11 protein-coding genes are annotated in these 13,435 nt (G+C 70.9%); 4 read left to right on the top strand and 7 right to left on the bottom strand.

Going from position 1 to position 13,435, the window contains the following annotated elements; translation table 11 throughout:
• Positions 1–254 precede the first annotated feature (254 nt).
• The gene (dgoD, locus tag NP777_RS03590; protein ID WP_256648518.1) at positions 255–1,400 is read right to left on the bottom strand and encodes a galactonate dehydratase; all 1,146 of its coding nucleotides are present in this window, start codon (positions 1,398–1,400) and stop codon (positions 255–257) included.
• A 137-nt stretch (positions 1,401–1,537) separates the two neighbouring features.
• On the opposite strand from dgoD, the gene NP777_RS03585 reads away from it, so the two are divergent.
• Positions 1,538–3,157 (top strand): GMC oxidoreductase, encoded by a 1,620-nt coding sequence (locus NP777_RS03585; RefSeq protein ID WP_256648517.1) that lies wholly within the window; start codon positions 1,538–1,540, stop codon positions 3,155–3,157.
• Between the two features lie 44 nt (positions 3,158–3,201).
• On the opposite strand, the gene NP777_RS03580 is transcribed toward NP777_RS03585, so the two are convergent.
• The 4 genes from NP777_RS03580 to NP777_RS03565 all read right to left on the bottom strand — a co-directional run bounded on the left by NP777_RS03580 (position 3,202) and on the right by NP777_RS03565 (position 7,417).
• Positions 3,202–5,034: a glycoside hydrolase family 15 protein gene (locus tag NP777_RS03580; RefSeq protein WP_256648516.1), complete on the bottom strand. Its 1,833-nt coding sequence runs from the start codon at positions 5,032–5,034 to the stop codon at positions 3,202–3,204.
• 205 nt (positions 5,035–5,239) lie between these two features.
• Positions 5,240–6,178: an ATP-grasp ribosomal peptide maturase gene (gene tgmB, locus NP777_RS03575; RefSeq protein ID WP_256648515.1), complete on the bottom strand. Its 939-nt coding sequence runs from the start codon at positions 6,176–6,178 to the stop codon at positions 5,240–5,242.
• A 15-nt stretch (positions 6,179–6,193) separates the two neighbouring features.
• A complete protein-coding gene (gene tgmA / locus NP777_RS03570; RefSeq protein WP_044580068.1) occupies positions 6,194–6,385 on the bottom strand; it encodes a putative ATP-grasp-modified RiPP in 192 nt (63 codons plus the stop codon).
• 240 nt (positions 6,386–6,625) lie between these two features.
• Positions 6,626–7,417, bottom strand: coding sequence for a class I SAM-dependent methyltransferase (locus tag NP777_RS03565; RefSeq protein WP_256648514.1), 792 nt, complete (start codon positions 7,415–7,417; stop codon positions 6,626–6,628).
• Between the two features lie 276 nt (positions 7,418–7,693).
• Between NP777_RS03565 and NP777_RS03560 the strand changes: the two genes are divergently transcribed.
• Positions 7,694–9,025, top strand: coding sequence for a sensor histidine kinase (locus NP777_RS03560; RefSeq protein ID WP_391858447.1), 1,332 nt, complete (start codon positions 7,694–7,696; stop codon positions 9,023–9,025).
• Positions 9,022–9,720, top strand: a complete 699-nt coding sequence (locus NP777_RS03555; RefSeq protein WP_256648513.1) for a response regulator — start codon at positions 9,022–9,024, stop codon at positions 9,718–9,720. The genes NP777_RS03560 and NP777_RS03555 overlap by 4 nt, the downstream gene beginning before the upstream one ends.
• Positions 9,721–9,781: 61 nt before the next feature.
• On the opposite strand, the gene NP777_RS03550 is transcribed toward NP777_RS03555, so the two are convergent.
• On the bottom strand, positions 9,782–10,843 hold the full coding sequence (locus NP777_RS03550; protein ID WP_256648512.1) for a mechanosensitive ion channel family protein: 1,062 nt from the start codon (positions 10,841–10,843) through the stop codon (positions 9,782–9,784).
• A 292-nt stretch (positions 10,844–11,135) separates the two neighbouring features.
• On the opposite strand from NP777_RS03550, the gene NP777_RS03545 reads away from it, so the two are divergent.
• Complete coding sequence (locus NP777_RS03545; RefSeq protein ID WP_256648511.1) at positions 11,136–12,344, top strand: MFS transporter; 1,209 nt, start codon at positions 11,136–11,138, stop codon at positions 12,342–12,344.
• Between the two features lie 43 nt (positions 12,345–12,387).
• On the opposite strand, the gene NP777_RS03540 is transcribed toward NP777_RS03545, so the two are convergent.
• Positions 12,388–13,299, bottom strand: coding sequence for an endonuclease/exonuclease/phosphatase family protein (locus NP777_RS03540; RefSeq protein ID WP_256648510.1), 912 nt, complete (start codon positions 13,297–13,299; stop codon positions 12,388–12,390).
• Positions 13,300–13,435 lie beyond the last annotated feature (136 nt).

Genomic DNA, 13,435 nt, shown 5'->3' with positions numbered 1-13,435 from the left:
ACACGCTTGTCGGCGAACCCTACTGCCGCCCACCACGTGGGACGCCCGGGGTGTGATCGAGTTCTCGTGGATGGCGCGCGGCACGGCAACCGGTCCTCTCGTCCATGGTCGCCGGGGATACGCAGAGTGGCCCCGCGACCGCGCCGGGTGGCGCTGTACATGGACCCGAACCGCCGCTTAGACGCTGGGATCGGTGGGGGTGGAGCCGGGAGCCAGCGGCGACGGCTCAGCCACCACCCCGCGCGGGACCGGGCTCACCACTCGGCGAGCGAGCCGTCCGCATGGCGCCACACCGGATTCCGCCACGCGTGGCCGCGGCGGTCGGCGGTGCGCACCGCGGCCTCGTCCACCTCGATCCCGAGCCCCGGGCGGTCGGTGCGCGACAGCTGCCCGGCGGTGAACCGGAAGGGCTCCGGATCGGCCACGTAGTCCAGGAGTTCGGCGCCCTGGTTGTAGTGGATGCCGATGCTCTGCTCCTGGATGAGGAAGTTCGGGGTGGTGAAGGCCAGCTGCAGACTGGCGGCGAGCGCCACCGGCCCGAGCGGGCAGTGCGGGGCGAGCTGGGCGCCGTGGGGCTCGGCGAGGGCGGCGATGCGCCGCAGCTCGGAGATGCCGCCCGCATGCGAGATATCGGGCTGCAGGATGGCCACCCCGGCTCGCAGCGGGGCGATGAACTCGCGCCGCGAGTACAGGCGCTCACCGAGCGCGATGGGGATGGGGGAGGCGTTCACCAGGTCCGGGACGATGTCCATGTGCTCGGAGAGCACCGGCTCCTCGACGAACAGCGGCGCCGCCTCGGCGAGCAGCGGCAGCAGCCGCCGGGCGTTGGCGGGGGAGACCCGGCCGTGGAAGTCGAGGCCGAAGTCGCGGTCGTCGCCGAGGACCTCACGGGCGGTCTCGGCGCGGCGCACCGCCGCGCGTATCTCCGCCCGGGTGGCGACCGGGGTCATCCGGCCGCAGCCGTTCATCTTGACGGCGGTGAACCCCGCCTCGATCTGCGCGGTGAGCGCGTCGCGGATCTCCTCGGGCTCATCGCCGCCGATCCAGGCGTACGCGCGGATCCGCTCCCGCACCGGACCGCCGAGCAGCTGGTACACCGGTACGCCGTAGTGCTTGCCCTTGATGTCCCACAGCGCCTGGTCGAGCCCGGAGACGGCGCTGGAGAGGACCGGTCCGCCACGGTAGAAGCCACCCTTGGTCATCACCTGCCAGTGGTCCTCGATCCGCATGGGGTCCTGGCCGATCAGATACTCGGTGAGCACCTCGACCGCGGCGCGGACCGGCTCGGCCCGCCCCTCGACCACCGGCTCGCCCCAGCCGACCACCCCCTCGTCGGTCTCCACCCGGACGAACATCCAGCGCGGCGGGGCCAGGAATGTCTCGATACGAGCGATCTTCACGGGCGGTGTCCTTCCCTGGGAGGGGCGCGGCTGCGAGATCAAACGATAAATAACGAGAACTTCGCCTGCCCTCGGGGTCGAAAAAGACCTTGTGTCTCGCCATGGCGAGTTCCGGCGATTCCGCCCATCATGCCGCCATGACAGCAAATCTGACGCGCCGTCACATTCTTGGTCTTGCCGCCCTGCAGAGCGCGGCGGCCCTCGGCCTCACCCGTATCGGCCTCACCCCGGCGGCGGCCGCCGGGAGCGCCGACCACTTCCCCGCCGTCGTCATCGGCTCCGGCTACGGCGGCGCCGTGGCCGCGCTCCGGCTCGGCGAGGCGGGGATAAGAACGCTCGTCCTGGAGATGGGGCGGTTATGGGACGCCCCGGGCCCCGACGGCCGGGTCCACTGTTCGATGACCGCCCCCGACCAGCGCTCCATGTGGTTCAAGTCGAGAACCGAGGCACCCCTGTCCACCTTCCTGTGGCTGGACGTCATCAACAAGGACATCACCCCCTATCCCGGCGTCCTGGACCGCGTCCGCTACCCCGGCATGTCCGTCTACGTGGGCCGCGGGGTCGGCGGCGGCTCGCTGGTCAACGGCGGTATCGCGGTCACCCCGCCGCGCTCGTACTTCGAGCAGATGCTGCCGCAGGTGGCCGCGGACCCGATGTACGACACGTACTTCCCGCTGGCCAACCGCATGCTCGGCGCCACCACCGTGCCCTCCGCGTGGTTCGAGGCCACGGAGTGGTACACCTACGCCCGGGTCGCCCGCGCCCAGGCCGCCAGGGCGGGGCTGAAGACCGTCTTCGTGCCCAACGTCTACGACTTCGACTACATGCGGCGCGAGGCCGACGGAACGGCGACCAAGTCCGCGCTCGCCCAAGAGGTCATCTACGGCAACAACTTCGGCAAGCGCAGCCTCGACAAGACCTATCTCGCCGCCGCGCTCGGCACCGGCCAGGTCACCCTGCAGACGCTGAGCCGCGCCCGAGCCCTGCGGCGGGCCCCGGACGGCACCTATGTCCTCACCGTGGACCGCGTCGACACCACCGGCGCCGTCGTCGCCACCGACGAGATCACCTGCGGTTCGCTCTTCCTCGGCGCGGGCAGCCTCGGCACCACCGAACTCCTGCTGCGCGCCCGCGAGACCGGCGCCCTCCCCGAGCTGAGCGCCGAGGTCGGCCGGGGCTGGGGCGGCAACGGAAATGTCATGCTCGGCCGCGCCAATCACGTGTGGAACCCGACCGGTGCCCATCAGTCCACCATCCCGGTGATGGCGATCGACGACTGGTCCAACCCCACCAATCCGGTCTTCGCCGAGATCGCCCCGCTGCCGGCCGGCCTCGAGACCTGGGCCAGCCTCTACCTGGCCATCACCCGGAACCCCGAGCGTGGCACCTTCACCTACGACGCGGCGAAGGACACCACCGTACTCAACTGGACCCGCGCCCAGAGCGCGCCCTCCGTGGCCGCGGCCAAGGCGCTCTTCGACCGCGTCAACTCCGCCAATGTCACGATCTACCGCTATGACCTCTTCGGCGACACCCGGGCCTTCGCCGACGACTTCTGCTACCACCCGCTGGGCGGCTGCGTCCTGGGCCGGGCCACCGACGCATACGGCCGGGTGACCGGCTACGACGGGCTCTACGTGACCGACGGCTCCCTCATCCCGGGCTCCATCGGCGTCAATCCGTTCGTCACCATCACCGCCCTGGCCGAGCGCACCATGGCCCGGGTCCTGGCCGAGGACCCCGTCGGTCGCCGGTGACCCCGCCGGGGGGCGTGACCCCGCCGGGACGCGTGCCCGCGCCGTCAGCCCAGGGCCCGGTCGAGGTTGAACGCGGCGCTGATGAGCGCGAGATGGGTGAACGCCTGCGGGAAGTTGCCGATCTGCTCACCGGTGCGGCCGATCTCCTCGGCGTACAGCCCGACATGGTTGGCGTAGGTGAGCATCTTCTCGAAGGCCAGCCGCGCCTCGTCCACCCGGCCGGCCCGGGACAGCGCCTCGACGTACCAGAAGGAGCAGATCGAGAAGGTGCCCTCCGCACCGCGCAGCCCGTCCGGACTCACCGTGGGGTCGTAGCGGTACACCAGCGAATCGGCCACCAGTTCCTCGCCCAGCGCGTCCAGGGTGGACAGCCACTTGGGGTCGGTGGGGGAGATGAACTTCGACAGCGGCATCATCAGCAGCGAGGCGTCGAGCACCTCCTCGCCCTCGCGCTGCACAAAGGCGCGCCGCCGCGGCGACCAGCCGCGGCGCATGATCCGGCGGTAGATGTCATCGCGCGCCGCCGACCAGCGGGACATGTCCGCGGGCAGCCCGCGGTGGCGGGCGATGCGCATCGACCGCTCGATCGCGACCCAGCACATCAGCTGCGAGTACAGGAAGTGCTGTGGACCGGCGCGGGTCTCCCAGACGCTCATATCGGGCCGGTCCCAGTTGTCGCACACCCAGCCGACCAGCTTGCACACGGCGTCCCAGTGGTCGCTGGACAGCGGCTGCCCCCACTTGTCGTAGAGGTAGAGGGAGTCCACCAGCGCCCCGTAGATGTCCAGCTGGAGCTGGTGGACCGCCGCGTTGCCGATCCGGACCGGGGACGAGCCCAGATGCCCCTCCAGATGGGGGAGCATCTGCTCGGGGATCTCGCTGCGGCCGTCGATGCCGTACATGATCTGCAGCGGGCCGCCGGGGCCGTCCCCCAGGGTGATGCCCTCGGACAGGAAGCGCACGAACGCCTCGGCCTCCTGGGTGAAGCCCAGTCTCAGCAGCGCGTAGATGCAGAACGCGGCATCGCGGACCCAGAGGTATCGATAGTCCCAGTTGCGCTCGCCGCCGATCTGCTCGGGCAGGCTGGTCGTCGGGGCCGCCACGATGGCGCCGGTCGGCGCGTAGGTGAGCAGCTTGAGGGTGAGCGCCGAGCGGTGCACCATCTCCCGCCACCGCCCGCGGTAGCGGGACTGCGCGAGCCAGCGGCGCCAGTAGCGCACGGTGGCGTCGAACAGCTCCTCCGCCTCCGCCCGCGGGCAGTGCCGCGGCTGCACCGCATCGCCGATCCGGTCCAGCGCGAACACCGCGGCCTCGCCCTCGACCAGCTTGAACGTGGACACCGCATCGGGTCCGTCGATCTCCACGGTGACGCCGGAGGTCAGCGCGAGCGACAGCTCAGGGGACTCGAAGATCGTGAGCCCCTTGTCGGTGTGCACCGTGTGCGACTGCCGGCCGTAGTCGAACCGGGGCGCCACCCGGGCGGTGAAGGGCAGCGATCCGCGGACGCACAGCACCCGGCGGATCAGCCGGTGCCGGTCCGCCTCGCGCGAGTCGTCCACGATCGGCATGAAGTCCTGGACCTCGGCGACCCCGTCGTCCGCGAAGAAGCGGGTGATGAGGATGTTGGTGTCCGGGAAGTAGAACTGCTTCGTCCGGGCGGGCACCTCGGGTGTGAGCCGGAAGGAACCGCCGCGGTCGGCGTCGAGGATCGACGCGAACACACTGGGGGCGTCGAACCGGACCGGGCAGTACCAGTCGATGGTGCCGCGCGTGTCCACGAGCGCGGCGGTGCGCAGGTCGCCGAGCAGACCGTGCTCGGCGATCGGCACATAGCGGGACGCGTCCGTCGGGTGGCGAATGCTCTCGGCGACGGTCATCGGAACCTCCCGCGCGGACTGGAACCCATGGGTGGCGCGGACTCTCACTTCACCATACGACCGGCGGACCGGTCCGGCGCAGTACCCGGCCCGCCAGGGCGCCCTCCGGCCCGCGCCGCCCGGCCACGGCCGGGGGCGCCCTCCTCCGTGTCACCGGCCGTGACCGTGTGTGGCCGAGGGGGCGGATACGCGGCGGGGCCCGCCCTCAGCGCGGCGCGGCGTCCGGGGCCGCCAGCCAGGACGCGACCGCCGCCGCGATGGGCTGACCGGTCTCGAGCTCGACGAAGCCGAATTGACCCCCCTGGTTGCACTCCAGGAACCACCACCCGCCCTCGGCGTCCTCGGCGAAGTCGAAGGCCCCGTAGGCGAGACCGGTGAGCGTCATGTACTCATGCACCGAGCGCGCGATTCTGGCGGGCACATCCACGGGTTCCCAGCGGTGTCCATGACAGCCATAGCGCCCATCCACCTGGCCGGAGGCGGCGGTCTTGCGAGCGGCGAATAACTGGCTGCCGACGCAGATCAGCCGGATGTCCGCCGCTTTGGGAATGTAGCGCTGAAGAAGGGTCGCCGCGGCCGCGACATCGGAGAAATCCGTGTCCGGTCCGATACGGGTGGTAGGCAGCGCGACCGGCGGATCGACGGACGGCGGACCGGAGGCGGATTTCACCACGATGTCCGAGTACCGGACGGCGAAATCACGCGCAGCGCGCGGATAGGTGGTGACGAGAGTCGAGGGCACGGCGAAACCGCTGTGCTGGGCGACCCGCAACTGGAAGGGTTTGTGCCGGGCCGGTTCGGCGGCCGCGGGATGGTTCATCCAGCGTGCCGTTGTCGCGTAGAGCATCCCGTACAGGGCCTGTCCGCACTCGGCCGTCAGCCACTCCGACGGATTCGGCGCGTGGGCCGCCGGCCGCCCCGGCCGGCGCACCCAGATGGACCGCACACCGTGGATGCTGACGAGGCGTCCCTCGGTCGACAGAAATCCCGTGAAGTCGCCACGGTCGAATTCGACCGACAGGGCGGCCCGATCCGGAAGGTCGGCCGGATCGAAACGCACCAGAGGGACGCCTTGTTCGCGCAGCTCCGCCACCACCAAGTCGGCAGTGACATCCTGGCGACAGGTCAGGATGAGTACCGTCATCGATATGTGTGCAGGTCAGTCGTCGAAGTGCGTCTTGGAGCCGGCTGTGGACGTGGTCGTGCCGGTCGCCAGCAGCACCGCCCGGTCGGCGATGGCCGGACGGCCGTCGGAGAGGACATTCAACTGCAGGGCCGCGCTATAGGCGTAGGGAACACTGGCCGACGACCGCTCGGCGGGGATTGCGTGCTTCAGTACGAAGGGCTGCATGAGTGACCTCTTGGTGCTCCATGTATTCGTCTATCCACCACGCAACAGTACGTACTAAAAGTCTACGGCACTCTCTAGCAACGATTTTGTCCCGTGTAGGGCGATATGAAGTGTGTCACAGGCCCTCAAGGCAACATATGCCGCAGGAAATGCGTCTTCGAATAGTCGGCCTGTCCCGGGGAAGCACCGGATCCGCCTCGGTGTTCCGAGGCGGATCATCCGGTTTGACCGCCCGTCGGGTCAGGACGCCCGTCCGCCCTCGCGGTGGGTGACGCGGATCTTCGACTGGCCGTGCGGCAGCTCCTCCCAGTCCGCCATGAAGCGCGCGGCCAGACCGTGTTTCTCCGCCAGGGCGATGAGCGTCTCGGTGCGGTAGTAGAAGTCCTCCCGCAACACCTGGTGTTCCACGCCCTCCGTGCGGTCGAAGGTGAAGTCGAACCAGCCGCCGGGCGCCATGACGCGTCCGACGTGCGCCAGGCACTCCTCGATGACCGGCAGCGGCGAGTGCGAGAACACGCTGTGCGCGTGCACCACGTCGAAGTGGGCGTCGGGCAGGAAGCGCAGCGTCAGATCGCGGACCGGCGTGAGGGTGGGCAGGCGGCCCTGCAACTCCTGGCGCACCACAGTGTCCTGCGCGGCCGCCAGGATGTCGGGCGAGATGTCGATGCCGTAGTAGTGGCCCGGCTCCAGATGGCTGATGAACCGCCAGCCCGCCCGCAGATTGCCACAGCCGATCTCCAGCATCCGGTGCTCCGGGCGCAGCCCGTGGCCGAGGAGATAGTCGAACTGCATCGCGCCCAGCGCCAGCCACCGCTCATGGCTGCGGCTGCCGACCGCCACCTCCGGGCTGGTGCGGGTGTCCGACCGCATCACCGCGCGGTAGTACGCGACGTGGTCCGGGTAGCGGTAGCGCAGCCAGGCGTCCCGGGTGGCGCGGACCATATGGCGCGGTACGCGCTGCGGATGGCGCAGCGCGTAGGAGACCCGGTGGCCGAGGGCGGAGCGGTTGACACTGAGGTTCTTCGTGGGCATGGGGACTCTCTCGTGCTGGTGTGGGGACACGGTGGTCTGGCGGCCCATGTGTTCCCGCGTCGTCGTGGTCGGTACCAGCCTGGGCGCGGTGGCGGCGGCGGGGATCGGCGGAGCGGCCCCGGTCAGGAGGCGGTCCGGGTGATCGCCGTATCAACCGATCGGATGATGCGGCCTCCGGTCCGGCGCGTTAGGACTGGCTGAGGGAGCGAACCGAAGCGAACCCAAGAGGAAATCGCAGAAGAACCGGGTGGACCGGAGAGCAGGGGAGGGGCCGGGGTGCGGTCGGCGGTCAGGGCGGGCGGGCGATCCGGGTGGACCCGGCGGCCGGGGGCGTGGTCGGCACCGTGGTCGGCGTGGTCCGGGCGGTCCGGGTCCGACGGGCCGGACGACCCGGACGAGCGGTGGCTGACGGCGGTCCTGCACATCGCGTTCTTCCTGCTGCTGGGGTCCTCGCTGATCCGTTATCTGATCCGCGACACCGGCAGCGCGCCCAACGGCTGGGTCATCGCCCTCTTCGTGACCTTCGGCGCGCTCTATCTGCCCGGCCGGTGGCCGGCGCCCGCGCCGAGCCCCGGCGGCCGGCCCTCCGGCCGCTATCTGGTCTGGCTGACCGCGGTACTGGCCGCATGGGTCGCGCTGCTGCTCCTCGCGCCGAGCGCCGCCTGGTGTGCCATGCCGCTGTTCTTCACCGGTCTGCACACCCTGCCCACCCGGTTCGCGGTGCCCCTGGCCGCCGTGCTCACCGCGCTGGTCGTCGCGTCCAAACTGCGGTTCATGCACGACGGCTTCGACCCCAACGCGCTGATCGCGCCGCCCGCCATCGCCGCCGTGGCCGCCGCCGTCCTCATCCATCTGCGGCGTCAGTCGGCCCGGCAGCGGGTGCTGATCGACGACCTGGTCCGTACCCGCCGCGACCTGGCCGCGACCGAGCGGCGGGCGGGGATCCTGGCCGAACGCCAGCGGCTGTCCTCGGAGATCCACGACACCCTCGCCCAGGGCCTGTCCAGCCAGCGGATGCTGCTGCAGGCCGCCGACCGCACCTGGGAGACGGACCCGGAGGCGGCCCGGGGACATATGCGGAACGCCGCGGGGATCGCGTCCCGCAGCCTCGCCGAGGCCCGCCGGTTCGTCCAGGACCTGGCCCCGGCCGACCTCGCCGAGCACTCCCTGGCCCAGGCGCTCGGCGCGCTCGCCGAACGGGAGAGCGGCGCCGGACCGGCGGTGGACTTCCGGCTCGACGGACCGCTCGGCCCGCTGCCCGAGCGGGTGGCGGCGGCGCTGCTGCGCATCGCCCAGGGCGCGCTGGCCAATGTGCGGGAGCACGCCGGGGCGAGCCGGGCCGCGCTCACCCTGACCTGCCTGGGTGACCAGATCTGTCTGGACATCGCCGATGACGGCCGCGGCTTCGACTCCGACGCCGTCCCGGCCCCCGGCGCGGACCGTTCGCGCGGCCATGGGCTCCCGGCCATGCGGGCCCGGATACGGCAGCTGGGCGGCACGCTCACCGTCGAGTCCGCACCGGGCGAGGGGACCGTCGTCTCGGCCGCGATCCCCGTCGAACCCCTTCCCGCCCTCGTCCCCGACCGTCCCGTGGAGACCACGCCATGAGCCAGACCCTGCCCTCGTCCCCCTCGTCCCCCTCGTCCCCCTCGTCCCCCTCGTCCCCGTCGTCCGCGGCCGCCATCCGGCTGCTGCTCTGCGACGACCACGCCGTGGTGCGGGCCGGACTGCGGGCGCTGCTGGCCAGCACCGACGGCATCGAGGTGGTCGGCGAGGCGGGCGGTGGCGAGGAGGCCCTCGCCATGGCCACCCGGCTCCGGCCCGATGTGGTGCTGATGGACCTGCAGCTCGGAGAGGGGATGGACGGGGTGACCGCCACCCGGCGACTGGTCTCCGGGGATCCGCCCGCGCCCCGCGTGCTGGTGCTCACCATGTTCGACACCGACGCCGACATCACCCGCGCCATCGAGGCCGGGGCCACCGGTTATCTGCTCAAGGCCGAGCGGCCGGAGGAGCTGTTCACGGCGATCCGGAACGCCGCCTCCGGCCGTACCGCGCTGTCGGCCCCGGTCGCCGACCGGGTGCTGGCCCGGATGCGCAGCCCGCGCCCCGGGCTGTCCGAACGGGAACGCGACATCCTCCGGCAGCTGGCCCGCGGTCTGGGCAACCGGGAGATCGCCCGGGAGCTGTTCATCAGCGAGGCCACGGTCAAGACCCATCTGGGACGGATCTACGGGAAATTGGGGGTCGAGACCCGGGCCGGGGCGGTGGCGGTGGCCACCGAGCGGCGGTTGCTGCCTTGACGGCTGACGGCTGACGGCTGACGGCTGACGGCTGACCGCTGACCGCTGACCGCTGGGAGCGTCAGATCGCCGGTCGGCCCGGCAGCGGGGCCCGGTCCTGATCGGGCAGCACGAGCGTCCGCGTGGGCAGCGGGATCTCGATGCCCTCGGCGCGGAACCGGCGGTGCAGCTCCTTCATGAACTCATGCTTGATGAGGTACTGGTCGCTGAACTCCAGGGCCCGCAGAAACACCGAGAAGTCGATGCCGGACTCTCCGAAGGTGTGGAAGCGCACACTCGTCTCGTGGTCGACGACGCCGCCCTCGACCCCGGACATCACCTTCCCGGCGACCTCGATGGTCACCCGCTCGACATGGTCCAGATCGCTTCCGTAGCCGACCCTCGCCTGGACCATGACCGACATCTGCTGCTCGGGCTGGTGAAAGTTGGTCATGATGGTGTTGCCCAGCTTGGCGTTCGGGATGATGACGAGGTTGTCCGACAGCTGCCGCACCGCCGTGTTGCGCCAGTTGATGTCGACCACATACCCCTCCTCCCCGCTGCTGAGCCGGATGTAGTGGCCGGGCTGCACCGTCTTGGAGGCCAGGATGTGCACCCCCGCGAAGAGATTGGCCAAGGTGTCCTGCAGTGCCAGGGCGACCGCCAGACCACCCACGCCCAGTGCGGTGAGCAGCGGAGCGATCGAGACGCCCAGCGTCTCCAGCAGGATCAGCACACCCATCGCCAGCACGGCGATCCGTGTGATGTTGACGAAGATGCTGGCCGTCCCCGCCACCCCGGAGCGGGACAGCGCCAGCGAGCGCACCAGGTCGGCCACCACCCGCGCCGCCGTGACCGTGGTGACCAGGATCAGCACCGCCACCAGCGCCTGATTGACGTCATGGCGGACCGTGCGGGTCAGCGGCAGCGCGGCGGCCGCGGCGGCGACACCGGCGGCCATCGACGCCCACGGGGCCAGGGTGCGCAGCGTGTCGACGATGATGTCGTCACCGCTCCACCGGGTGGAGCGGGCCCGCTCACCCAGCCAGCGCAGCGCCACGCGCAACAGCACACCACCGGCCGCGCCGCAGACCAGCGCCGCTCCGACAACGATGACATCGTGCAAGGTGAGAGCCCGGTTCATCGGCCACCGCCCGCTATACCGGAGAGCGCGTCAGGAGCGGCCGTGCGGCATGCCGTCGTCGGGGCGGCCTCCGGTCTGGAGTTCTGTGGAATCACCTTGTCACCTGTTCGTGCCTGGGTTCTACGGGGGGTGCCGGGCGCACATGTGTACGGCTCCGGCGTGAGGTGCCATCCTGCCGCATGCGATGACGGCCGAATAACGATCTGCGCCGCTACCGCACGTAACCCGCCAGGCGGGGGGCGGCGCGCCAGCGCATGTGACGGACAGGTGTTTTGTGGTGGAATCGGGTCGTATGGATAGCCGCCGTGATGATGCGGACGACGGAGAGAGGGGATGGCCGTACCTCGCGGCCGCCTACGCCTTCGTGGTCACGATGTGCGGTACGACGCTGCCCACTCCGCTCTACTCGCTCTACCAGCGGGAGTTCGGCTTCTCCTCGTTCATGGTCACGGTGATCTTCGCCGTGTACGCGGCTGGGGTCATCGTCGCGCTGCTGCTGCTCGGAAGTGTGTCCGACTTCATCGGGCGACGGCCCGTCATGCTGGCCGCGCTGGTGCTGTCGGGCCTGAGCGCGGTGTGCTTCCTCCTCGCCCAGGGACTGCCGGAGCTGTTCGCGGGCCGCACCTTGTCGGGGCTGTCCGCCGGTCTGGCCACCGGCACCGCCACCGTGACGGTGATCGAGCTGGCACCCGAGCGCCGGCGCCGTGGCGCCACCCTCCTCGCGACCGCGGCCAATCTGGGCGGGCTGGGCCTCGGCCCGCTGCTGGCGGGCGTGCTGGCGGAGTACGCCCCGGCCCCGCTGAAGCTGGTGTTCGTGGTGGACCTGGTGCTGGTGGCGGTGGGCGCCGCCGTGGTGCTCGCCCTCCCCGAGACCGTACGGAGGCGGAGCCGTCCGCCGCTGAGGCCGCAGCGGCTGCGGGTGCCCAAGGAGATGCGCTCGACGTTCACGGCCGCGGCCATGGCGGGGTTCGCGGGCTTCGCCACGCTGGGCCTGTTCACCTCGGTGTCGCCCACGTTCCTGAGCGAGGTGGAGGGGGAGCACAATCTGGCGGTCGCCGGTGCCGTGGCCTTCTCGGTGTTCGCCGCCTCGATCGCCGGGCAGGCGCTGGGCGGGCGGCTGGGCCCCGGACGTTCGCTGCCCGGCGGATGCGCGGTGCTGGTGGCCGGTATGGCGGCCATCGCCGTCTCGCTGGCGATCGCGTCACTGGAACTGCTGGTGCTGGGCGCCGTCATCGCCGGGACGGGACAGGGGCTGTCGTTCCACGCGGCCGTACGGGTGGTGACGGAGCGCAGCCCGGCCGACCACCGCGCCGAGGTCACCTCCGCCCTGTTCGTGCTGATGTATCTGGCGATCTCGATTCCGGTGATCGGCGTGGGCGCGCTCACGGTCGCGGTCGGGCTGCGGTCCGCCGGGCTGATCTTCACTGGCTGTGTGGCCCTGCTGGCCGTGGCCACTCTGGTGCGGCTGCGGGCGCTCTCCGCGGAGGCGCCCGGACGCTGAGGGGCATCAGCTGCCGGGATCCGGGCGCTGCGGGAGCCCCGCGTTACAGCTCCAGGACCGTCCGCACCGGCAGATGGTCGCTGGGGAACTGGCCGTCCCGCGAGTAGGTGTCGATGACGGCGTGGCGGGTGCGCACCCCGGGTGAGGTCAGGATCCAGTCGATCCGGTCGCCGTCCGGGACCAGCGGGCCGAAGCCGTGGAACGTCCCGTACAGCGGGCCGCGCCGCTCGGCGGCGTCCCAGGTGTCCACCAGCGTGCCGCCGTCCAGCATGGCGTCGTAGACCGGGTTGCCGTGGGCCGCCACATTGAAGTCGGCGGTCACGATGCGGGGGAGCGCGGGGTCGAGACCGCCGAGCCGCTCGGTGATCAGCGCGGCGGAGTGCGCACGGGCGTTCTGGCTGCGGTGATCCAGATGGGTGTTGAGGGCGTAGAACTCCTTGCCGGTGTGGTGGTCGTGGAAGCGCACCCAGGTGACCATCCGGACCACGGCGCCGCCCCAGGTGTTGGAGCCGATGACATTCGGGGTGTCGGACAGCCAGAAGTGGTCGTACTCCAGGGGTTCGAGCCGCCCGGTGTCGTAGAAGACGGCCATGAACTCGTCCCGGCTGCCCCCCATCCGTCCGGTGCCGATCCAGGAGTAGCGCTGCCCGAGGTCGTGGGCGATGTCGCGCAGCTGGCCGTACAGCCCCTCCTGAGTACCCAGCAGATGGGGCCGGGCCCGGCGCAGCAGCTCCCGCATGACGGGGCGGCGCTGCCCCCAGGAGTTGGGCTCGGCGTCACTGGCGTAGCGCAGATTGAACGTCATGACGGCCAGTCGGGAGCCGTCGGCGGAGGCGATCGGGGTGACGGGGGCGGCCGCGGCCGCGTTCTGCGGCTGGGAGGCGAGCGGAAGCGCGACGGCCGCCGCGGCCGCGGCGCGCATACCGTGACGGCGGCTGAACACAGGTGCGGGCATGGCTCCTCCAAGGTCTTGAAGGTGCGGTGACGGCCTCAAGTGTCGGACCCGGCGGTGTGGGGGGTGTGTCCTGTGGTGGCCGTCCGGTGGAACGTACGGTCACGCGGAGCCGACCTCAAGAGCGCCTGGGGAGACA

Origin of the sequence: Streptomyces rugosispiralis (assembly GCF_024505145.1) — a bacterium.
GTDB lineage: Bacteria > Actinomycetota > Actinomycetes > Streptomycetales > Streptomycetaceae > Streptomyces > Streptomyces rugosispiralis.
This window is presented reverse-complemented; position numbering and strand designations above follow the sequence as displayed.

What these genes read in the sequence shown, in the direction of transcription:
- NP777_RS03555 (WP_256648513.1), top strand. Translation starts at nt 9,022, where the DNA reads ATGAGCCAGACCCTGCCCTCGTCCCCCTCGTCCCCCTCGTCCCCCTCG.
- tgmA (WP_044580068.1), bottom strand. Translation starts at nt 6,385, where the DNA reads ATGCAGCCCTTCGTACTGAAGCACGCAATCCCCGCCGAGCGGTCGTCG.
- NP777_RS03545 (WP_256648511.1), top strand. Translation starts at nt 11,136, where the DNA reads ATGGATAGCCGCCGTGATGATGCGGACGACGGAGAGAGGGGATGGCCG.
- NP777_RS03565 (WP_256648514.1), bottom strand. Translation starts at nt 7,417, where the DNA reads ATGCCCACGAAGAACCTCAGTGTCAACCGCTCCGCCCTCGGCCACCGG.
- NP777_RS03585 (WP_256648517.1), top strand. Translation starts at nt 1,538, where the DNA reads ATGACAGCAAATCTGACGCGCCGTCACATTCTTGGTCTTGCCGCCCTG.
- tgmB (WP_256648515.1), bottom strand. Translation starts at nt 6,178, where the DNA reads ATGACGGTACTCATCCTGACCTGTCGCCAGGATGTCACTGCCGACTTG.
- NP777_RS03540 (WP_256648510.1), bottom strand. Translation starts at nt 13,299, where the DNA reads ATGCCCGCACCTGTGTTCAGCCGCCGTCACGGTATGCGCGCCGCGGCC.
- NP777_RS03550 (WP_256648512.1), bottom strand. Translation starts at nt 10,843, where the DNA reads ATGAACCGGGCTCTCACCTTGCACGATGTCATCGTTGTCGGAGCGGCG.
- NP777_RS03580 (WP_256648516.1), bottom strand. Translation starts at nt 5,034, where the DNA reads ATGACCGTCGCCGAGAGCATTCGCCACCCGACGGACGCGTCCCGCTAT.